At 67.4% G+C, this 22,038-nt stretch carries 8 protein-coding genes; 2 read left to right on the top strand and 6 right to left on the bottom strand.

The genetic code is table 11. The features are described from left to right. Window positions 1–29: 29 nt before the first annotated feature. From ACFWPQ_RS27445 to ACFWPQ_RS27430, 4 genes are all read right to left on the bottom strand, one after another. Entirely contained in the window at window positions 30–1,274 is a 1,245-nt protein-coding gene (locus tag ACFWPQ_RS27445) for an AAA family ATPase (RefSeq protein WP_384040082.1), read from the bottom strand. A 7-nt stretch (window positions 1,275–1,281) separates the two neighbouring features. Further along, on the bottom strand, window positions 1,282–2,601 hold the full coding sequence (locus ACFWPQ_RS27440; protein ID WP_384040079.1) for a restriction endonuclease subunit S: 1,320 nt from the start codon (window positions 2,599–2,601) through the stop codon (window positions 1,282–1,284). Beyond that, entirely contained in the window at window positions 2,598–4,664 is a 2,067-nt protein-coding gene (locus ACFWPQ_RS27435) for an N-6 DNA methylase (RefSeq protein WP_384040076.1), read from the bottom strand. Before ACFWPQ_RS27435 ends, ACFWPQ_RS27440 begins: the two co-directional genes overlap by 4 nt. 79 nt (window positions 4,665–4,743) lie before the next feature. Next, complete coding sequence (locus tag ACFWPQ_RS27430; protein ID WP_384040074.1) at window positions 4,744–6,870, bottom strand: N-6 DNA methylase; 2,127 nt, start codon at window positions 6,868–6,870, stop codon at window positions 4,744–4,746. Window positions 6,871–7,060: 190 nt separating this feature from the next. Here ACFWPQ_RS27430 and ACFWPQ_RS27425 point away from each other — a divergent pair, with 190 nt between their 5' ends. Beyond that, window positions 7,061–8,764, top strand: a complete 1,704-nt coding sequence (locus tag ACFWPQ_RS27425; RefSeq protein WP_384040071.1) for a TIGR04141 family sporadically distributed protein — start codon at window positions 7,061–7,063, stop codon at window positions 8,762–8,764. Window positions 8,765–9,419: 655 nt separating this feature from the next. Here ACFWPQ_RS27425 and ACFWPQ_RS27420 read toward each other — a convergent pair. Further along, window positions 9,420–11,000 (bottom strand): hypothetical protein, encoded by a 1,581-nt coding sequence (locus tag ACFWPQ_RS27420; RefSeq protein ID WP_384040068.1) that lies wholly within the window; start codon window positions 10,998–11,000, stop codon window positions 9,420–9,422. Between the two features lie 205 nt (window positions 11,001–11,205). Further along, window positions 11,206–14,568: a DNRLRE domain-containing protein gene (locus tag ACFWPQ_RS27415; protein ID WP_384040065.1), complete on the bottom strand. Its 3,363-nt coding sequence runs from the start codon at window positions 14,566–14,568 to the stop codon at window positions 11,206–11,208. Window positions 14,569–15,233: 665 nt separating this feature from the next. Between ACFWPQ_RS27415 and ACFWPQ_RS27410 the strand changes: the two genes are divergently transcribed. Continuing rightward, window positions 15,234–22,010 (top strand): RHS repeat-associated core domain-containing protein, encoded by a 6,777-nt coding sequence (locus ACFWPQ_RS27410; protein ID WP_384040061.1) that lies wholly within the window; start codon window positions 15,234–15,236, stop codon window positions 22,008–22,010. The last annotated feature ends 28 nt before the right edge of the window (window positions 22,011–22,038 follow it).

The following is a 22,038-nucleotide window of genomic DNA, read 5'->3' as shown; positions in this document are numbered from 1 at the left end:
GACAGAGGCGATCGTGACTCTCTGCTGGTTCACTCCTCACCCTCCGGCCGCTCATCCGGTCGGGTTGGGGGTTCGACGACCGGGCGCAACTGGTCGGAGCGCAGCAGTTCGGCCGTGGTGGCCAGGCCGTCAGCCACGATCGACCGGCTCACCGGGTCGACTTCGCCGATCACTGTCACTCCGTGCTCGGCGGCGACCACGCGGATTGCCGACAGGTCGGCCTCCTTGCGGTCGAACAACTCCGCGCTCTGCGTGGTGGCGAGGACCTGTACGTGTTCGCTCGCTTCCGTGAGCGCGTCGTAGAGGGCTCCGGCCGCGAGCGGGTGCAGGGCGAGTTCGGGTTCCTCGACGGCGATGGGAGGAATCCAGCCGTCGCGGGCATCGTGCTGGAAGAGTGCGGTCAATAGACCGATCGCTCGGATTGTCCCTTCCGACATGGACTCGGCCCGGAAGATGTGCGGTTCGGTGTCACCGTCAGCGGCGAAGCCGATCCGCGCCGCGATGTAGTCGGCGGAGGGGTCTGTTGAGCCGACCTCTACGACTCCGGGCACAATCGCCCCGAGGTACTGCGAGATGCGCTCACGCTGCTGCTCCCCGAGCGCGGCCAGCGCCGAGCCGAGGCCGCTGCCGTCCTCCTTCAGCATTCCGGCGGTTGGCGTGTTGGGGCGGGCGGCACGGAGGTTGGATAGGTCAGGGCTATAGAAGAACATATCCGCGAGAGTCCCGTGAAGTTTGAAGAACGGCTCTGTGTCAGCCACTCGCGCAAGCTCCAGCCGACTCTTACGATGTCCCGTTTCCGGGCGGTCTCGCACCACGAATTGCTTGGTGTCAGTCCCGCTCTCGTCGCCAGGGCGGCGCATTTTGCAGAACTCACGTTGGATACGGATACCAGATCCTGTGTCTCGGCCCAGCCTGGTGGCTGCCGTCGGCGCGAGGGTGATCTCATACGACCCCACCCATGGCTTCCTGTCATGGGGTGGGAACGCTGGCAGGTAAAACTCCAGACCGATCGTGCAAGAGGTCGCCGGCTCAGGGACCCGGCGCACAACCTCCTCCCACCCGCCACGCGCCGCCACGGCCTCGGCCGGACCGTCCAACAGCGCGTCGCGGACGAAGCGCAAGGCATCCAGGAAGTTCGACTTGCCTGCGGCGTTCAGTCCGAGCAGCACAGTGAACGGGCCAAGAGTCACGTCGCAATGGGCGATGGACTTGTAGTTGTCGACGCGGACACGGGTGATGAGCGGCATCGGGTGGTGGGGCGCGGTGGGGCTCATAGCGCGATCATTCCTCGATCCCTCGTCCGCTGGCGGTGGACACGTCGATTTGGCCGGTGACGGCGGCAGTGATCAGGGCCTGGCGGCGTTCAACCATCACTTTTTGCTGCTTCTGCAAGAGAGTCTTCATGGACCGGTCTCGAGCGGCCGCGCGATCCAGCCGTTCGACAGCCACCTTTTGCGTGGCCACATCTGGGAACGGAAAGCGCTGAGGCCTCAATTGCTCGCGCGTGAGATGCGTCATCGTGCTCGAATTTCCCTGCACTGCAAAGACGCGCAACTTCTCCGCAACAAGCATGCAGTAATATAGCCAGCGCGCCAGATCTGCACCTCGAGCGCGAATCCTGTGCAATGCCTTCTGGTAGTAAATTTCTTCCAGTTGGCCGCCCCATACCGCCGCTCGACCAGGCCAACTGCCACCTTCACAGACAAGGAGATCCCCTTTGCTGAGCCTGTAGCGTTGCTGCTCGTCCGGCGGAAAGTCCATCATTGCGAGATCTTGGACATCAATCTCGTCCCACTGTACGTTGGCTACACGCAGGTAGGGTCGTAGATGGGATCCCGTCGTTCGGTCCTGATTAAGCATCTTGCCAAGCTCGACCTCGAAGAGGTGTGTTACGGCAGCGATTCGCCAATCAGACGGAACAGTACCGAGCCATCGCAGACCACTGTCCTTCCTGTCTCCCTGCACATCTCGACCAGCAACCACATCAAACGCGCGTGCGACCGCAGCCTCATCAATGAGCCTGATCTGGCATTCGCGAAGCGCTAGTATGGTGTCGATACGGCTGGTCTCAACATCGAGGAAGTCGGCAATGCGGCGCTGCTCGGCCGTAGGAGGTAGTGGAACCCTCAATTGCTCAATATCCGGCATGTAAATCGTCTTGTGAGTGGATCCCGTCGCAATGCGCTTGAGATCCGGAGCCGTCGCCCTGAGGGAGTGAAGGAGATATCTGGGATCCAGTTTTGGTCCACACGTCCACGTGGCAAAATCCTGACTCGTCGCCATATCCGCACCCATGATGGCGGAGAAGCCGACCGATGCAGTGCGGGAGAGAATCACAGTGCCAGCCGGATGCTTTACCGCTGCCGAATTCGCCAAACCGAGCTTGCTAACCTTTTCTTTCGTCTCCGTGATTACATCGGTGGTGCCGCTACGCAACTGCCATACATCTGCCAGTGTGATCCAGGGAACCGTGCAATTATCCCAGTATTCGGGGACGCTTCGGTTGGGCGTGTGCCCGGAACCAAGCCGGGCAACAAGGCGAATTGGCACGGTTGGCCAGTGAGACCGTTCAAGCCAGGGGGCGACGGAAGTATTCGTCACTTCGTCACCTCCCCAAGCAGAGCCTGGATTTCGCCCTCCAGAGCCTTCAGCTCCGCGTCGATCTCCCCCAATGCCCGCGGTGGCTTGTACACATAGAAATGCCGCGTGAACGGAATCTCGTACCCCACTTTTGTCTTGCTGCGGTCGATCCAGGCATCCGGAACATGCGGCAGAACCTCCCGCCGCAGGTGCTCCTCCACGTCCTCCTCCAGCGGCACGTTCTCGTAGTCCCGCAGCTCAGGATCCGGCTCAGGCTCACCCTTGAGGCGCTGGACCTCGCCCCCCGGGTCCCGCACGCCAACCACCTCCCGCAGCGCCTTGCTGAATGGCGCGCCTGTCGGCCACAACAGGCCGGCCGCGACGACCGCGTCCTTGAGATCGATCCACGCGTCGGACTTCGTCGTCCAGGACTTGCCGACCAGCGGGCGCAGCGCCTCCGCGAACGCCTCCGCGTCCGTGGCCCGCACGATCGGCTTCGATGCGGTGAGGGCCGCCAGTGTCTCCTCCGTCACCTCGAAGCGGAGCTTCAGCGGCCGTTCGACGGTGATCCGGTGATACCCGAAGTCCTCGTTGCGGAAGACCTTGATCTTCCCGGCCCGGTCGGCCAGGTCGTGGCCGCCGCCCTTCTCCGCCGCGTCGACGACCGCCAGCGCCTCCGTGTAGAGCCTGGTGATCTCGGAGATGTGCTGATCGCCCAGTTCCTTGCGCTTGTCGCCGAGCGACTTCCGCATCTTGCGCCAGTAGTCGCGCGCGTCCAGGAGGACGACCTTGCCGCGCCGGTCCCTGGCCTTGCGGTTGCTGAGCACCCAGAAGTACGTGGAGATACCGGTGTTATAGAAGAGCTGGTCGGGCAGGGCGACGATGCCCTCCAGCCAGTCGTTCTCCAGGATCCACTGCCGAATCTTGGACTCACCCGACTCCGCCGCCCCCGTGAACAGCGGGGAGCCGTTGAAGACGATCGCGATGCGGCTGCCGCCCGCCCCCGACGCGTCCACCGGCTTCATCTTGGAGATCATGTGCTGGAGGAAGAGCAGCGACCCGTCGTTGATGCGCGGCAGGCCGGCCCCGAACCGCCCGCTGTCACCGAGGCGTTCGTGTTCGTCCTCGACCGCGTCCTTGACCTTCTTCCACTCCACGCCGAACGGCGGGTTGGCCAGCAGGTAGTCGAAGGTGGCGCCGGCGTGGCCGTCGTCGCTGAAGGAGTTGCCGAACTTGATGTTCTCCGGGTCCTGGCCCTTGATCATCATGTCGGACCGGCAGATGGCCCAGGACTCGGGGTTGAGTTCCTGGCCGAAGACCTTGACCGTGGCGTCCCGGTTGTGGGCGGTGATGTGCTCCTCGGCCGCGCTGAGCATGCCGCCGGTGCCGCAGGCCGGGTCCATGACCGTGCGGACGGTGCCCGGCAGGGCCAGCGCGTCGGTGTCCGGGGCGACGAGCAGGTTGACCATCAGCCGGATGACTTCCCGCGGTGTGAAGTGCTCACCGGCCGTCTCGTTGGACTGCTCGGCGAAGCGCCGGATCAGCTCCTCGAAGATGTAGCCCATCTGATGGTTGGTGACGATCTCGATCGGCTTGCCGTTCTCGCCGAGCACGAGTTCGCCGTCTTCGTCCCTCTTCACCGGCCGGAGGTCGAGGTCGGCGAACCGCCCGACCACCTGGTACAGCAGGTCCGCCGCGGCCAGTCGCCTGATCTGCTGGGCGAAGTCGTACCGCTCCAGGACCTCCCGCGCGTTGGGGGAGAAGGCGCCGTAGTACTCGTTGAGGTACTTCGCCGCGTGCGAGGCGTCGCCCGCGATGGCCTTCAGCGTGTAGGTGCTGGTGTTGTAGAAGCTGTGGCCGGACGCCTTGCGCAGGAAGCGGTCGGGATTGATGTCCTCGTTCGCGTAGCGGGCGGCGACCTCCAGGACCTTGTCCTTGGTCGGAGCCAGGACGCACTCCAGGCGCCGCAGCACCGTGAACGGCAGGATCACCTTGCCGTAGTCGGACTGCTTGTAGTCGCCGCGCAGGAGGTCGGCGACCGACCACGCGTGGTTCGCCAATTCCGTGTGCTTACTGCTGTTCAACACTGTCCTTCCGGAGTTTCGCCGCCCCCGAGGGACGGAGAGGTCAAGTCTGGCTGCTCACGGTGCCGGGCCGAAGGTTTCACGCCGATCCGTGGCCGTTCGGCAACAGCGCGCCGCCAGTGAGTCCGGTGCCGAGGAGACGTGTGACGTCCTCAGCGGCCTGGTCGGCACGACGTGCGGCGGTGCGCAGTTCGTGCAGGTGGCGGAACGCCGCGCCGTAGCGCTGCTGTTCGGCGAGCGGGAGCAGGGGAACGCGGAGTCGTCGGGGGTCCACCCGAACGATGGATGTACCGGTGGCTGCGGCGTTGACGTTCTGTTCCGCTGCCAGGAACCCGGCCAGGAACCAGGGGTCGAGACGGCGTTGATCCGGACGGAAGAGCAGCAGATGGGGCCCCAGGAAACAGCCTGACTCGTCCGGCTCGACGACCCGGGCCACGGTGCTGTGTCCTACGCGGAGCGTCTCCGTGAGCAGCACGTCACTTTCCTGGATCGAGGGGAGGGGGGCATCGGCGGGCAGGTCCGCTTTCGTTCCGGAGGCGGGTCGGTTCTTCACGACATCCGTGGCTGTGAGCGTCGGCCTTCCGCCGCGTTCTGGTTCGGGTTGCGACAGCGGTTCGACGCTACGAGTCCGGCGGCTCGCGGGCGCGGTGCGAAGCAGAGTGAGAGCGCCGCCGCGAAGAAGATCCGCGACCGTCGCTGTACGCCAGTCGCGGGGGCGGTCGTCGGCCGGTGGCCAGTCGCCGTCGGCGCTGAGGTCGGTCAGATCCTGCGCGGCTTGGCGGAGTCGGCCGTACGACTCCGATGCCTGCCGGGCCAGCAGGGCAGGGAGTAGAGCTTGCCGGGAAGCCGTTCGGATGTGGCGGGCCGGGGTCAGGTCCACGGCCTCGGTGAGGAGGTCCGTGATCGGCACGGCGCCCGTGATGCCCGGGACGCCTGTGAAGCCGTCCCGGTCGGCGAGGTAAGGCCGCCACGCTGAGAGCACGGTGTTGTGGATGGCCGTCCAGTCGAGGTCCCGGTTCTCGGCAGCGGCGGCGTCGACGAGGAGAACCGTTCCCGGAGGTTCGGCCTGCGGATCGGGCCGTTCGAGCACCCACACGTGCAGGCCGATGTGGAGCGGGGTGGCCGCGCCCGGGGGAAGCGAGACGACCGCGCGGAGGGCTCCGTCGCGTACGAGCTGCGCCCGGATACGCCGGCCGGCGGTGCGCTCCGCGACGGCGGGCGGCATGAGGAGCACGGCACGGCCGCCGGGCGCGAGGTGGGCCAGGGAGTGCTGGACCCAGGCGAGTTCGGGCTCGCCCTTGGGCGGCACGCCGTACGCCCAGCGTTGGTCGTAGGCCAGATCCTCGTGCCCCCAGTCACGGACGCCGTACGGCGGATTGCACAGGACGGCGTCCGTGGTCAGGCCCTTGAAGGCGTCGGAGCGCAGGCTGTCCCCGGTACGTACGGAGATCACCGCCTCGGGGGCGCTCAGCCGGAGCCTCGCGGCGGCCTGGGCGGCCTGGGCGACCAGGATGTCCTGGCCGCGTAGTTCGGTCGCCCCGGCGGATGCTGCCGCGGCGAGCAGCGAGCCGGTGCCGCACGCGGGATCAAGAACGCTCGCGGGAAAGTCGTTGCCCGTGCTGTCGGTCAGAAGCCGGGCCATGAGGTCGGCCAGGGGGCGCGGCGTGCGGTAAGTGCCTGTGCCCCCGGAGTCCTCCAGCAGACGTTCGGCCAGGACGTCCGTCGTGGCCTCGGCACCGTCCGCGGCGACGCTTCGCAGCAAGGCCCTGAGCGGCCCGGCCGCGTCGGCGCCGTATGCGAGGCCTGCGAATCCGGGAACGTCATCCGCCTTGTCGGTCGTCACCGCTCGGGCCCATCGCAGCAGCGCGTCGTCACGCAGTTCGGGGAGGGCTTCGCGTTTTCTCCGGTCCAGTCGGGCCGCTGCGAGCACCGCAGGGAGCAGGTGGAGGGCCAGGTCCGAGTCGCCGGGGTGGGCGCGCAGCGCCGTGCGGAGTTCGTCCGCCGGCGTGTCCTCGGGGAGTTGGCCACGGGCCGAGAGCCAGGCGCGTACGGCGTCGACGTCGTAGGTGGGGCTGGTGTCCGTGCCTCCGGCCGGGGCGGGAAAGTCCGCGTGCCGACGGCGCCAGTTGCTCACCGTGGCGCGGGTGACCCCGGCCAGCCGGGAGATGTCGGCGGCGGTCACGAGGGCACTGGCCTGCTGGTTCATGGGCTCCTGCCGGTGACGTAGGGGTGGGCGGGCTGGACGGCCCCACTCTATACCAGCGCCTCACTGGCATGAAGTGTTTGACAGTGCTTTCAGTTGAAGATGTACTGGGAGTGCTTTCACCCGGCCTCCCGACTTCCCCGGGACTCCCGGGCATCCCTCTGCCCACAACACCTTCGAACGGATCAGCACCATGGCAACCAGGACCTCCAGTCCCTCCAGCACCTCCAAGCGCACCCTGTACCGGCTCACGGGCGTCGCTCCCACGGTCGACGCGATGTTCGACGTTCTTGACCCCGAGCAGCTCGAAGTTGTCGACGCGGAACTGCAGTTCCCGGAGGAGCACCTGGGGGTTCCGGCACTGTTGGTTTCGGGCAGTTTCGAGCAGTCCGAGGCGAGTTGGTGCGGCGAGATCAACCGCACGACCGGGTGCGAGGTGTCGCGGCCGGTGAACCGGTCGGCGGGGCTGCTGATGCTCGCGGTCGACGGCGAGGTGTACGCCATCGGCTACGACCAGGGGTTCCGCCTGGTGCCCGACCGTGTCAAGGACCGGCGGTTCGGACTGAGCTTCGTGATCCGCAGGGTGGACCCCGCCCAGATCCGCGACCTGGTCGCCCATACGCCGGGCGGCGGCCGGACCGACATCACCCTCGTGCCGGGCGGCACTCCGGTCTGGAGCCTGGGTGTCCAGGAGCACGCGCAGATTGTGCGTCGGCTGGGCGGTCGGCTGGAGCGGATGCAGCTCGCGATCGGTCGGGACAACCGTACGAAGGTCTCCAGCGTCGAGGGCGGCACCGGGCTGCGGATGCGGCTCGGCGTCGACCCCGCGGACCTGGTCGCGGACATCAGGGCCATCGCCCGTGTTCTCCGGGAGGAGGACCCGAGTCAGGCACTGGAATTCGTCGAGCACATCGTCCCGGTCAAGGACGGCGACCTCGTCACGCGGCTGGAGGAGCGGCTCGACGACATGCTCGGCGAGCCGCCTGACGGACGTATCGCCGTCGCCGTCCCGTCCGACCACTGGGACGACTACGCCGCCGCCCAGGCGTTCGCCACCAAGGTGCACAGCACGGAGGCGTACCTCACCGACGACTTCAGCCTGGAGTACGTCCTCAACCGGGCACGTGTGCAGAGGCCCGGAACGCGCTTCGCCGCGCTCCGGGACGGCACGGTCACCCTCCACTCGCACACCCGGGCGGCGAAGGACGACGTCATCCGGACCTCGCACGTGCTGCGCTGGATCGAAGCGGAGGTGGCACTCGGCGCCCGCCGGTTCTTCCTGCTGGACGGGCAGTGGTACGAGATCGGCGAGGCGTATCTGGCGGCGATCCGTTCGCAGGTCGAGCGGCTCATCACCGGCACGCCCTCGGTCGACCTTCCGGCCTGGGTGCTCGGGGACAAGGAGCGGGACTACAACGAGTCGGTGCCCGACCTGCGGCCCGGGTACGTCTGCTTCGACCGTGACAACGTCCGGACCGCGCTGCACCGGGGCAACGGTGTGGAGATCTGCGACCTGCTGAGCCCGGACGACGTCCTGGTCATGGTGAAGCGGGCCAAGGGGTCCGACGCGCTGAGCCATCTGTTCGGCCAGGGCGTGGTCGCGGTGCAGACCCTGCTGCACTCGCCGGAGGCCGTGGACGGGTTCGCTCGGAAGGTGGACGCGGCTCGACCTGGCAACGGGCTGCCGGAAGGCTTCCGGCCTTCAAAGGTCGTCTTCGCGATCCTGCTCAAGAACGGAACCGACCTCACTGCCGATACGCTCTTCCCGTTTTCACAGGTCACCCTCGTACAGACGGCCAAGATCCTTGAGGCGTGGGGCGTCGCGGTCGAGGTCACCGGGATCCAGGCTGCGACGGCGACCCCGAGCCGGGCGGGAATCCGCCGCCTGGCCGCGTAGCGGGCTTGTCCAACACGTCCATGGGTAACGAAGAACACTCGCACCGATTGCGGACCGACAGGCTTCCCCTGCGCGAGGACATACCCTCACCCGCAGGAGTCACTTGTCCCCTGGGGAACCACCTCGTGTCCATGCTCCTGCTGAGGCTCCGCTCTGCCCAGCCGTTGATGGGCTCGCGGTCTACGTGACCAGCGTCGGGTTTGCTGCAGTATGCGAAGGCGGCCGAATGGAGTCGGACCCGGGCGTCGTCGAGCGCATCGAGCAGACCGTCTGACCCCAATGGCGACGAAGACCCCGTCCGGAGTGCTTCAGGGCGGGAAGTCGTCTTGCGTAGCCATCAAGGTAGCCACACAAGCGCCCTCCCTGCACGTTTGTGCAGGTCATAGCGATGCGGTGACGCTCCCCGGCGTACAGCCCGACTCGTCTGCTGCTGTTTGCGGCTGCGTCTGGGAAAAGGCCTCTGACCTGCGGCGGAGGCCTTTCCGGTTTTTCGGGGCTTGCCGCGTCAAGTGGCTGAAAGTCCCTCGGTAGACACCAAGCGTGCCCTGCGCCGGTTTGGCGCTTGTCTCCGAGGGAGGGTTACCGACGAAATGCGGTTCTCGAGGTGACGGAATACCTCATCGGCCGCTGACGCCCTGCCACGTCGGGGGCGGCGTCAGCGGCCGCCCTGCGGCCGCGACCTCCGCGCTGCCAGGAACACCAGCGCGCCGCCCGCCACCAGCAGGACGGCGGTGCCCGCCCACAGCAGGACTCCGTCCCCGCCCGTGGCGGCCAGCCCGCCGCCAGTCGTCGTCCCGCTCCTGGTTCCCGCCCCGGAGCTGGACGGGGTCGCGGTGGCCGTGGCCGACGGGGACGCGGAGGCGCTGGGCGACGGGCTGGATGTCGCCGAGCCGGTGGCTGTCACCGCGATCGCCGCGGTGTCGTTCGCCGCGTCGTCGTCACGATTGGGGTACTCGGGGTTCTCCACCGCCCGTACGCTGCCTCGCGCGCCGGGGACGACCCGGTCGATCCGCACCGTGAACTCCTGGGTCACGGAGTCGCCCGGCCGAAAGTCCGTGCTGCCGATGTCGCAGGTGTAGCTCTTCGCTCCGGCCTTGCCCGGTGTGCAGTTCCACAGCGGCCCGGGGTCGCCCTGCTCACCGGGGCCGGGGGCGCCGGTGATGGTGGTGCCGGCGGGCGGGGTCACCACGTACGTGCCGGAGTTGTCGGCGTCCACCCACTGGAAGTCCATCCGGCCCGGCCCGTTGTTCCGCACGCCCACGGTGATGCTCACCGTCTCGCCGACCTTGCCCTCGACTGTGTCACCGAGCGCCTGGTAGTCGGCGTGCTGGGTGGTGGCAAAGGTGCCGTACCCGGAGCCGGTGAATCCGGAGCCGGAGGCGACGGACTTCAGGCCGAGCGGCGCGCCGGTGCCTGTCTCGGGGAAGTCGGACGGGTCGAAGGAGTCGGGTGCGGTGCCGCCGACCGGCCACACGACGTAGGTGTTGTAGCCGTACATCGTGTCCTTGGAGGCGGTGTAGCGCAGCGGCGCATCCGTCTCGTAGGCCGCGTCGGGCGCGACCGGGGTGTCGAACCGGCACCAGGCGCCGACGTCGGGCAGGTCCGAGTAGTGGCAGTTGGGGTGGTCACGGGCGAGGGAGACGTCTTCTGAGTCCTGCACCAGCAGCATGACGCCCTTGTCGGCGGGGGCTGTGCCGGTGTTGGCGAAGGCCGGGGTGCGCTCGAAGACGGCGCCGGGCGCGATGCCCTTCAGCGCCGGGTAGGGCCGGCGGACGAGCTTCGGCCCGCCGACCAGGACGTCCGTCTTCCCCGTCACGGTGGCCGTGTCGGAGGCGGTGGCGGTGTAGGTGATGGCACCGTTGTCGCCGGCCTTGGCGGCCGCGGTGGGTTTCAGGAAGAACGGGTCGATCGACTCCCTGCCCGACAGCGGGCCCACGTCGCATCTCACTTTCAGGGTGCCGGTGCTCACGCAGTCCCCCGTGATCACCATCGTTGCCTTCCCGGCGAGGGACGACGCGTCGACCGCGACCGAGACGTCATGGGCGTCCCCGCCCAAGGCGGTGATGCCGAGGTCCAGGTTCGGGCCCTCGCCCTCGGTGGGGAGGTAGTAGTCCTCCTGGGCGTTCAGGACGAGCGTCGTTCCGGCGGCGTGCGCGGCCGGGGTTGCGACCGCCACAGCGGCGGTCGCGAAGACGGCGGCCGCAGCTGTCCGCCATGTTCTGCGTATCGTCAGCACGCTACGTGGACACGCCGGGACACGGGAAGGTTGTGTCCGAGCGTCCGTCAGGTGACGGACGGGTTGCGCTCCGGGAACCTCTCCGGAGCCTCGAACCAGCGACAGCCGACGGCCGGAAGTTCACCGGGAATATGAGTGCGACGCCGTGCGCCGTTGCCACTTGAGCGTGGAATCGGCGCACGGCGTCGAGTGTCCGCCCGTCAGGTCAGCCGAGGGCTTGCTTGTACGTCCAGTTGCCGGAGCCGATGACAGTGGTGGGTGTACCGAGCGTGCTGCGTCCCCCCGGGTAGAAGCGGACGGAGCCGTCGGCCATGAGCGCCCAGATGTCCGGGATCCTGTCGCCGTTGGCGTCAGGTGTACCGCGGATCAGCCGTACGTCGGATCGGTACCAGCCTGAGCCCACGTATTCGCTGTCCGCCCCGCCCGCGGAGGCCGCTGCGGAGGCGAGCGAGTTCAGGTCGACGCCTCCACCGCTGGTGGCCGCCTTGCCGGTGCGGAGCACGAGGCGGCCGCTGGCGTTGCTGCGGTAGATCAGGTCGGCAATGCCGTCACCGCTGATGTCCTGGACGCTGACGAGGTCGCGGTCGCCCCATGCCGTGGACGCGAGTCTGATGGCGGATTTGTAGGAGCCGCCCTCGTATCCGGAGAACACCCAGAGCTGGCCGTCGGCCGTCACGACGAACAGGTCCGGGTTGCCGTCTGCTGTGATGTCACCTGCCGAGACGATCTGGCTGTACGTGGCCGGATCGGGAGCTCCGGTCGGCAGATAGATCTCCTGGCGTCGGTCGACGTTGACCGCGCCGTATCCGTCGCCCGGGTAGACCCAGAGTCTGCCGCCCAGACGGGCTATGAGGTCCTGGACTCCGTCGCCGTGATAACTGTCACCGAGGTGGGTGATCAGGGCGTCCTTCCAGTATCCGGTCGTCAGGGGCGAGTACTTGGGTTCGTCCGGGTCGTTGGGATCGCGGTCGGGGTTGTTGCGGTAGGCGCCGGGCATGGAGATATGCAGGTCGCCGGTTCCCTTGGTGAGGTCCGCATTGCCCTCGGACGGGTAGAGCCGTAGGTCGCTGTTGCCGTCGATGACGAAGAGGTCCGGCAGTTTGTCGCCGGTGACATCGCCCGCCGCGTCGGCGGTGTCCCGTGGGGAGACGTAGAAGAAGTACTTGCTGGGCTGCGACACGTTACCGGCGTCGTCCACAGCGCGTACGTAGAGCAGGTTCGGGCCGGCCTCGGGCGGCTTGACACCGGTGACCGTCACGGTGGTGGAGTCGGTGAGCTTGCGGGTGACCGGTGGTTGGTCGTAGGAGCCGTTGAAGCCGTACTCGAAGCGGACCGCGTCGCTGGAGCTCTTGAAGCTGAAGCTGCCGGCGGTGCCGAACTTCTTGCTGCTCCATGAACTGTCGCCGTTGTCGTCGGTGTCGCCGTCGTGGTTGGCGTCGGCGTCCGGGAAGTCGGTCGAGGTGACCTTGGGGGACTGGGGCGGTGCGCCGTCGAAGGTGAAGCGGCAGGGTATGTCGCCCTTGGGGGCGTTGGTCGAGGTGGAGCCCCGTTTGTCGATGGCGCGCGCCTGCCAGGAGTAGGTCTTGCCGTTGACGAACTTCGACGGGGAGATCTCGTCGGTGTGGACGCGTGCCTTGGAGCCACCGCCGTCGCCGACGGGGATATCGGTTTTGACCACGGGATGGTCGGCGTCGCCGGTGGGCCACAGGTCGAAGTGGATCTTGGACAGGTTGCCGTCGGGATCGCTGGCGCTGGCGTAGAGGGTGACGGCGGTCTTGCCGACGTTGACGTACTTGCCGTCCTTGTCCGCGGTGGTGTCGCAGTACAGGTCCGGGTCCATGTCGAGGCTGGTGGGTTCCTTGGGCGGCCGGTTGTAGTCGAGATCCACATACGGATCGTCACCGCCGTCGGCCTGGAACTTCTTCCACGCGAACTGATCGCTCTCGTTTGCGGCGCGCAGGCCCAGAGTGAGGGTGTCCCAGCCGCCGTCGACGGCCTGGACCGCTGCGTCCTTGACGTCGAAGGACACGTAGTCGTCGGGGCAGCGCGAGGAGCGGTAGCCGTGCGCGACGTCCTTGGAGTCCAGTTCCTCGTACCACTTCGGCTGGTTGGACCACGAGGTGTCGCCGTCGATGGCGCCGGTGCGATAGATCTTTACCACGCGTCCGTCACAGGACCACGAGTAGGTCTCGCGTGCGTGCAGGGTGGCGCCGTAGACCTTGGCGCCCTTGAGCTTGGGGTCCCAGTCGATGGTGAAGAAGGACCGGGAGGTGCCCCAGGTGTCGGACTCGAAGCCGACGCGGGCTTCGTGCGTGCCGGAGTTGAAGCCCTTGCCGTTGTAGAACTTGGCCTTCGGCCAGAGGCTGTAGGCGGTGGTCCAGTCGTTGGTGTGCTTCTCGGCAGAGGGGTCGACGAAGACCGGGTAGACGGTGTCGTCGTCGGTGAGCATCTTCTGGTCCGGCGTCAGGGTCCAGGTGCTGCCGTCCAGGTCGGCGCCGACGAGAGTTCCGTGGGAATCCGGCTGGGGGCCGTTGAGGCCGGGCAGGTCGAGCGTCGTCGCGGCACCTGTGTGGGCCGGGGTCGGTGTCGGCTCGGCCAGCGGCGTCGGGGTGCCGGTGGTCGGGGTGCCGGTGATGGGAGGCTCGGGTGCCTCGTCCGTCGCGGAGGGCCGTGTCTCGGGATAGGGGTCTGAGCGCTCGCCGTCCGCAGGCGCCGGGGATTCCGGAGCTGTGACCGACGGTGTGGGGGAGGGGTCGTCCTCCGGGGCTTCCTCGCCCGTGGAAGCGCCGTCCGTCGTGTGGTCCTCGCTCGCGCTCGGCGTCGGCCCGCTGTCGGCGGTGCCGTCGGTGGTCGCGGAATGTCCGGCGGAGTCCCACATCAGAGGCGTGGGCGAGATCGCGACGTCCTTTCCGGTCTCGTCGCGCGCGTGAAGGATGCGGCTTCCGGGATCGAGGGCGAAGGACAGGTCGGGCGAGGAGAGTCCGTAGGACAGGCGGGCCAGGCGGGGATCGTCGGCCGCCGCGCGGTTCTTCACCACGAGCAGTTGGGCGAAGCCGCCGTCGTCTGCCGAGAGGACCAGGTCGACGCCGGGAATGATCTCCGGATAGAGGGCCCGGGGACCGTCGACGATGGGCTCGGGGATCTCACCGGGCCAGGTCAGGACCATGTCGTGTCCCTCTGTCGAGAGGGTGACGAGGGCACCGCCCGTCGCGTCGTCCGAGGTGGCCGAGGCCAGCTGTGCGCGAGACATACGTGAGCGGGAGGACCGCTCGGAGCGGGTGCCGTGGGAGCCGGCGGAGAACACCATGTGTGTGTTGGTCGCCTTCGGCGACCAGCCCTCATCGGTGCGTGCGAGCGTGGCGTCGATCGGCTTCCACGTACCGTTCACCCTGGCGCGGATCGGGCTGGCGTGGATACGCCTGTGAAGTGAGCCGTCGGGGTCGGCCCATGTGGTCGAGTAGGCGGTACGCAGCGCGGTCGCCTCGATCCGCTTGCCGGTCCTGGCTGCGTCGGCCACCGCGCTCGCCTCGCTCAGAGCCGGTTGTTTCGCGGCGTGTTTCCCACGCATCACTGGTGTGTGCTCCTGGCCGGAATCGCCGAGTCCCGCATAGGTGAGACCGCCCGCGAGGACGGCAGCTGCAGCGGTTACGGCGACAGCCAGGCGCGGTGGTCGGTGGCGCCAGGTTATGGACATGCGCAGGAATCCCCCCTCCGCTCCTGGGCCGGCGCCCTGTCGGCGCGGCCCGGCACGCGGATATCGGGAGCAGATCATGGCTCAGGACGTCGGTTCCGTCATCACCTTGTTTTCCGGCGGGCGTCGCCCGAGGACCGTCCCCTCGTCCGTCCGCGACATGGCCTCGGGCAGGGGTACGCCGAGGCTGCATCTCCTTGGACGGCCATGAATTACAGAAATAAGCACTGTAGTTACTCATATGGGCGACGGAGATGTGACCTGTGAAGCCGGAATGAAAGGTGACGCACCGAAAAGCTGTGAACGTCCTGTGTGTCACTGGTTTTTGATGACTTGTCAGTGAATGGGGTCCATCGCTATACCTTTTATTTAATTGACCATGTGATGATCATCACTTGAACTTTGTTGACCTGTTCATCGTTCACATGACTCCCACAGAATCGGCGCGAACTGATCAATATGTGGGGGGACTTGCGATGAGTTGGCGGGTGCGGACGTCGTGGCGTGGCATGATCACGTCAGCCTTGGGGGCTGCCCTTCTGGTGACGCTGCTACCGGCGCAGGCCCTGGCTGTCCCGCCCGACCCCGACCGTAGTGGGATAGAGCTGGAGGAACTGCAGCAGGACGCGCTGACGTCCGGCACCGAACAGGCGGTCTCCCGGACCGGACTGGTCTTCCGGGCACCGGTGCATTCCGAGGAACCTCCGGATGAAACCGTCGTGGCACCTCAGGGCGGCACCGCTCCGGTTGTCTTCGCCGCCTCCGCGACGACCGCCTCAACCACCGCGGCGACCACGACCCTGGCACCCACGTCGGCGCCCCGCGCGCTGTCCGCGGCAGCCGGGACCCAGGCGGGAACGCTGCCGGTGAAACTCGCCCAGGCCACGGACTCACCTGCCCCGAGCGGAACGTGGCAGGTGAAGCTGTACGACCGGTCCGATCCTCTGGCAAGCGGACTTGACGGTGCTCTGCTGACCGTGACCGCACCGGCGACCGGTTCCGTGCCCATCGACGTACAACTGGACTACTCGCAGTTCCAGAACCTCTACGGCGCCGACTGGGCGTCCCGGCTGAAGTTCGTGCAGTTCCCGGAGTGCTACCTGACCACCCCGGATGCGACCGGCTGCGACGCGTACCAGGAGCTGGAAACCGTCAACGACGCCGCGGCGAAGACCGTTTCGGCGACGGTGGACACCGCCGCCGACGGCACCGTGAGTCAGTCCTCGGTGAACGGCACCGCTGTCGGTGAGCCATCGGGCGCCGTCCAGGCCTCGTACGCACAGCCCGCCGCGGCCACCGGAGACAAGGCCGTGGTCGGGGTCGTCGACTCCGGGGCGGGGGCGAGCGGTACCTTCAAGGCGACTCCGCTGGCTGCTTCGGACAAGTGGGAGGCGGGCGGCTCGGCGGGAGCGTTCACCTACTCGTACCCGGTGCAGGTGCCGCCGGCACCGGCCGGTCCGACACCGCAGGTCTCGTTCGCGTACAACTCCCAGGCGGTGGACGGAAAGACGGCCGTGTCCTCGCCGCAGGCCTCCTGGGTCGGTGAAGGCTGGAGTTACGACCCGGGGCACATCGAGCGCCGCTATCGCTCCTGCCAGGACGACACCAAGGACGTCGGCGGGAAGACCCCGAACAACACGGCCAGGAAGGACAGGACCTCCGACCTGTGCTGGGTGTCGTACAACGCGGTGATGACCCTGAACGGCCGGAGCGTCGAACTGGTCCGGGTCGGGACGGGTAACGTCTATCGTCCTCAGAGCGACGACGGAACACGCGTCGAACTGAAGACCGATGGTGACAACGATGACGACAACCACGAGTACTGGGTCGTCACCACCACCGACGGCACCAAGTACTTCTTCGGTCTGAACAAGGTGGGTGGCTCGCACGCCGACACTCGTTCCGTCTTCACCGTGCCCGTCTTCGGCAATCACCCCGAGGAGCCCTGCCACAAGGATGCTTTCGCGGACTCGCGCTGCAATCAGGGCTGGCAGTGGGGTCTGGACAAGGTCGTCGACACCAGCGGCAACACCATGATCGTCAACTGGCAGCCGGAGACGAACTACTACGCCGCGAACAAGAAGTTCACGTCTCCGGTGCAGTACGTCCGCGGAGGCTACCCGACCAGCATCGAGTACGGACTGCGCGGCGATCTCACCAAGCCCGCCGCTCGGGTCCTGTTCGACGCCAAGGAGCGATGCCTGGCCAGTGACACCGTGTGCGATCCGGCCAACTTCGACAAGACCAAGGATCCCGCGGCCTACCGCCCCTGGTGGGACAGCCCGGGCAACCTCAACTGCAAGTCCGACTCGAAGATGTGCCCGGCCTTCCCCTCGTTCTGGACGCGCATGCGCCTCGACGCCGTCACCACCGAAGCCGCGCGTCCTGGCGTGAGCGGGCTCGCCACCGTCGACAGGTACGACCTCGATCAGTCCTTCCCGCGTGACTGGTACAACACGTCCCCGAGTCTGTGGCTGAACTCGATCACCCACTACGCCTACGGGCCCGGCGACACCAAGGGCGCCAAGATGCCCCCGGTGACCTTCTCCGCGTACACCGTCGACAAGGACGATCCGCTCGGTGACTACCTGGCGGACAAGCATCTGCCCAACCTCGTCCCCCGCTACGACGGTGACGCACGCCCCGGCTTCACCCGGCCGCGTGTCGGCACGATCACCACCGAGGCGGGCGAGGACATCGAGGTGACCTACACCGGCGGCTGCCGAGCCGAACCGTCGGTCGCCCCGGAGGACAACCACGGCACCTGCTTCCCCGTCCGCTGGTCGCCTGACGGCGACGAGAAGAAGCCCGCCATCGCGTGGTTCAACAAGTACGTCGTCTCCTCCGTCCGGCAGCACGACAAGGTCTCCTCCAACGGCAAGGACATCAACACGTCCTACAAGTACGACAACGCCGCCTGGGGCAAGGATGACGACGAGTTCGGCAAGCCGGAGCTGCGGACCTACAGCGTGTGGCGCGGCTACCAGTCCGTCACCACGCTCAAGGGCGACCCGACTTCCGGTCCAGATGTTCCGCAGACGCAGTCCAAGTCCGTCACACGCTACTTCCGCGGCGCCGGTGGGGTTCTGAAGGACTCCAAGGGGACGATCGAACTTGGCGAGGACAGACCGGAGTTCGCCGGCCTGGCGGCGGAGTCGCTCGTCTACGACAGCAGCTCCGACGCTGCCAGAATCGTCAGGCGCACCCTTACCTTCCCCGATTCCAAGCAGACCGCCTCGCGCGCCCGCGACGGTGGCCTCGACCCTCTTCTGGCCCAGCGTGTCTGGACCAGACGCAGCGACGCGATCCAGACCCTCGGCTCCAGCTGGCGATCGGTGCGCACCGAGATCACCGGCATGGACGCCGACCACGGGTTGCCGCTCGCGGTCGAGACCTCCGTCGTCCAGCCGGACAGCGGCGGAGCCGAGAAGCACACCAACTACACCTGCAGCAAGACCGACTACGCGAACAACGACGACGCCAACGTCATCGGTCTGCCCAAACTGGTACGCACCACCGCGACATCATGCGCCGGTGCCGCCTCCGCGACCACGGACCAGCTGATGTCCGCCGTGCGGGACACCTACGACGGCAAGACCTGGGGCGACGCTCCGACGGCAGGCCTGGTCACCACCGAGGAGACGAACACCGCCGACGGCACCGGCTGGATCCGCAGCGCTCTGAACACCTACGACCCGCTCGGCCGCATTCGCACCGTCACCAACGCCAGGAACGTCACGGTTTCCCGGACGGAATACACCCCTGGGGACGAGGGCGGGCCGGTCACCGCGATGAAGGTCTTCGACGCGGTGGGGCATACGATCAGGACCACCATCGACCCCGGCCGTGGACTCGTCCTGACCCGCACCGACACCAACGGCCGCGTCACGCGCAGCGAGTTCGACGCCTTCGGCCGCCTGGTCAAGGGCTGGATGCCGTCGCACTCCTCCGGTACACAGAACCCTGACGTCCAGGTCACCTACCAGATCACCTCAGGCAGCAGGCCCACCGCCGTGACGGTCCAGTCCCTGCGCGACGACGGCGCCTACGACAAGCAGATCACCCTGTACGACGGCATGCTGCGGTCCATCCAGACCCAGAGCCCCGCCCACGGACCCGGCCGGATCATCACCGACACGAAGTACAACGACCACGGCCTGACCGCACAGACCAACAACCCCTACCTCGCCCAGGGCGAACCGGAGCCGGAACAGTTCAAGCCCAAGAGCGACACGCTCGTTCCGAGCGGGAGCACCACGGCCTACGACGGTCTGGAGCGTCCGGTCAGGCTGACCACGGTGCAGAGCGGCAATCCCGTCTACGCCGCCTCCACCACCTACGGCGACGACTACACCATTGCCAAGCCCGCCGGCGGTGCCACACCCGCGACCAAGACCTGGACCGACGCCCTGGGCCGTGTGAGCCGTATCCAGCACTACACCAAGGCCGACCTGAGCCAGTGGCGGGACACCACCTACGAGTACGACGCCCGCGGCAACCGAGCGAAGGTCACCGACGAGGCCGGCGACGCGTGGAGCTACCTCTACGACGCCCGAGGACGGCTCACCGACTCCTTCGACCCCGACACCGGCCACTCCTCCTTCGGCTACGACGACCTCGATCGCCGGACCAAGGTCGTCGAGGGCCGGGAGAAGGCCGACTACACCGTCTACACGGAGTACGACGACCTGGGCAGGGTCAAGGCCACCCGAGAGGGCAGCGCCAGCGCCGCGCCGACCCGCGAATGGGAGTACGACACCCTGCCCGGTGCCGACGGCATGCTGGCCGCGACCATCCGGCACGACGCCAGCGGCGACTACGTGAACCGGATCACCGGCTACGACACCGACTACCGCGTCACGGGCCGCCAAGTCGTCGTCCCCGCGACGTCTCCGCTCACCAAGGGCGTTGCCGGCACCTACGCGTACGCCTACACGTACACACCCACCGGCAAGCAGCGCAGCATCACCCTGCCCGCCACCCCCGGCGGCCTTGCGCAGGAAGAAGTGATCACCCGCTACGACAGTGACGGCCTGGCCGAATCGACCTCGGGCCTCTCCTGGTACACCGCGGATGTCAGCTACTCGCCCTACGGCGAGGCTCTGCGCACCGTCACCGGCCCGCAGCCCTACCGGGTCTGGACCACCAACTTCATCGACGACCGCACCGGCCGGCTCCAGCGCACGGTCAGTGACCGGGAGACCGCCGGGCCGCATCGCCTGGCCGACACCCGCTACTCGTACGACACGGTCGGCAACGTCACGTCCGAGGCCACCGGCATGGCCGGTACGACATCGACGGTCTGGGACACCCAGTGCTTCACCTACGACGCGATGGGCGAACTGGTCCACGCCTGGACCTCGAACATCACCCCCGGCACCAGTGGCACCGGCTGCAAGGCCGCCAACGGAACCGGCTGGGGCTACCGCAGCGACGGGCAGCGCTCGGCCGGCCCCATCGCCAACGCCCCGGACAGCCAGAGCGATGCCACGGCACCCGACGACGCTCTGAAGACGTCACTGGCGAACGCCGCCCCGGACACCAGCACCGTCGCGACGGGCACCGGCACGACCTACTGGGACTCGTTCACCTTCGACGCCATCGGCAACCGGGCCACCCAGACCCAGCACGCCACGGCGAGCGGCCTGGACACCGCCCAGGACGTCACGCGTACCTACGGCTACGGCAAGTTGGTCACCGGCAACGGCACCAGCCAGTCGACTCTCACCCAGCCGCACACCCTCACCAGCGCCACCAGCGCGAAGGGCGGAATCGCCGGCAGTGCCCAGACCTACGGCTACGACGCGTCGGGCAACACCACGACCCGGCCGGGTGCCACCCAGGACCAGTCCCTGACCTGGACCGCCGAGGAGAAGCTCGACACCGCGACCACAGAAGGCAACACCACCCGGTACGTCTACGACGCCGACGGCAATCGCATCCTTCAGCACTCCGCCTCCGGCACCACGCTCTATCTGGGCGAGACCGAGGTCACGACCGACGGCTCCGGTACACCGGTCAACGCCGTTCGCACCTACTCCCAGGACGGTGCCCCGACTGTCGTCCGTACCACCAACGGCTCGGCCACTGGTCACAGACTCAGCTGCCTGCTCACCGACCAGCTGGGCACCGCGACCGTCGCGGTCGACCTGGGCAAGGACCAGACGGTCACCCGCCGTGCCTACAAGCCCTACGGCGAGTCCCGCGGTACCAAGCCTTCCAGCTGGCCCGACCAGCACACATACCTCGGTGTCGGCATCGACGACACCAATACCGGGCTCACCCATCTCGGAGCCCGTGAGTACGACCAGAACACCGGCCGCTTCATCTCCGCCGACCCGGTCTTCGACATCGCGGACCCGCTCCAGATGAACGGGTACGCCTACGCCAACAACAACCCCGTCACACGCAGCGACCCCACAGGTCTTGAAAGCTGCGGGCTCTCCAACTACAGCTGCACCAAGGACACGATCGACTCCATCAACCACACCGGCGGCGGCGACTCGGGCGGTGGCACCGACACCGGCTCCAAGGGGAAGGACAAGCAGGGCAAGACCGTCCTCCGCAACAAGGGGAAGTCCAATCTGGGAACGGCCTGCACCGGCGCGGCCATGGGCGCGATGAAGAACCCCCACGACGTGGCGGTCTGCAAGACCGGAGAAGCGGCCGCGGAGTGGGCCAAGGCCCACAATGTCGACGGCTACGTCACCGTGGACATCGGGGAGGGGTCGAAGTCCGCCAATCACGTTCCCGGAGGCCACCGCAAGGAGGACGGCAAGGACGGGGAAGCCGACGTCATCCTGTGGGCCAAGGGTCGGGTGTACATCTGGGAGGTCAAGCCCAATCCCGGAAAGGGAAAGGACGACACGTACGCCTTCCGGGACGGACCGGACCAGCTCGCGAACTACGTGACCAAACTGAGAACCTATTTGCGCGGCCAGGGTGACAAGCGGGCGGTTCAGAACGGCCCTGCGATCGCCCGCAAGGAATTCACCTGGACCCGGTACAGGGGTGCGGTGTGGTCCAGGGGCGACTTGCCAGGAATGCGCTTCTACGGCCTCCACGACGACGATGACGACGAACCCACACCGCGGCCGAGCCCTGGTCCGACCGAGGCTCCCACGTCGAAGCCGACGCGGACCCCGACGTCCGAACCCACTCCGTCCGCGACCGGAACCTACGGGCCGAGTTCACCCGATACCGACTACAGCGGCGAAGTCGCCGTGGTCGGCGGGGCCGTGACGTTCACTTCCATCGTGGTGGGCTTGGGGAACGTCCTGTCCAAGGGGCCCGCCTGTCTGTTGGGCGGCATGTGCTGAGGAGCTTCGGACGACGGGGCGCCGCCCC

Origin of the sequence: Streptomyces sp. NPDC058464, assembly GCF_042721035.1 — a bacterium.
Classification (GTDB): Bacteria; Actinomycetota; Actinomycetes; order Streptomycetales; family Streptomycetaceae; genus Streptomyces.
This window is presented reverse-complemented; position numbering and strand designations above follow the sequence as displayed.